1 protein-coding gene is annotated in these 1025 nt (G+C 75.8%); it reads left to right on the plus strand.

The window, feature by feature from the left end; genetic code table 11:
• The coding region (locus VR44_RS26250; RefSeq protein ID WP_045950077.1) for an acyl carrier protein at positions 1-1025 on the plus strand (1025 nt) is incomplete at both ends.

Raw genomic sequence — 1025 nt, forward strand, 5'->3', positions numbered from 1 at the left:
GCCCCCGGCTCCCCCGCGGCCCCCGCGCACCCGCTGCGCGAGCGCCTGGCGTCCCTCGCCCCCGCCGACCGGGTGCGCGAGCTCACCGAGCTGGTGCGTGCGCACGCGGCCGCGCTGCTGGAGTACGCGGGCCCGCACCGGATCGACCCGGCGCACAGCTTCAAGTCGCTGGGGCTGGACTCCCTGACGGCCGTCGAGCTGCGCGGTTCCCTCGCCGCCGAGACCGGTCTGGCCCTGCCCGCGACCCTGCTGTTCGACCACCCGACCTCCGCCGCCGTCGGCCGCCACCTCGACGAGGAACTGTTCGGCGGCGCCCCGGAGTCCGGCCCGGCCGCGGCCCCCGCCGCCGGGGCGGCGCAGGAGGACGACCCGGTCGTGATCGTCGGCATGGCCTGCCGCCTGCCCGGCGGCGTCAACTCCCCCGAGGACCTGTGGAACCTGGTCTCCGAGGGCACGGACGCCATCTCCGGCTTCCCCTCCGACCGCGGCTGGGACCTGGAGGGCCTCTACGACGAGGACCCGGCGAACCCCGGCACCACGTACACCCGTTCGGGCGGTTTCCTCTACGACGCCACCCGCTTCGACGCCGCCGCCTTCGGCATCTCCCCCCGCGAGGCGGCCGCGATGGAGCCGCAGCAGCGGCTGCTGCTGGAGGTCTCCTGGGAGGCCCTGGAGCGCGCCGGGATCGACGCGTCCACCCTGCGCGGCAGCAACACGGGCGTGTACGTCGGGGCGACGGCTCAGGAGTACGGGTCACGGCTGCACGAGGTGTCGGACGGTTCCGAGGGCTACGCCCTGACCGGTGGTACGCCGAGCGTCGCCTCGGGCCGCATCTCCTACACGTACGGCTTCGAGGGCGCGGCCCTCACCGTCGACACCGCCTGCTCCTCCTCCCTGGTGGCGCTGCACCTCGCGGCGCAGGCGGTGCGGCGCGGCGAGGTGTCGATGGCCCTGGCGGGCGGGGCGACGGTGCTGTCCACGCCGGGCATGTTCGTGGAGTTCAGCCGGCAGCGCGGGCTGGCGGC

The sequence above is a fragment of the Streptomyces katrae genome (assembly GCF_000966975.1).
In the GTDB taxonomy this organism is placed as follows: Bacteria; Actinomycetota; Actinomycetes; order Streptomycetales; family Streptomycetaceae; genus Streptomyces; species Streptomyces katrae.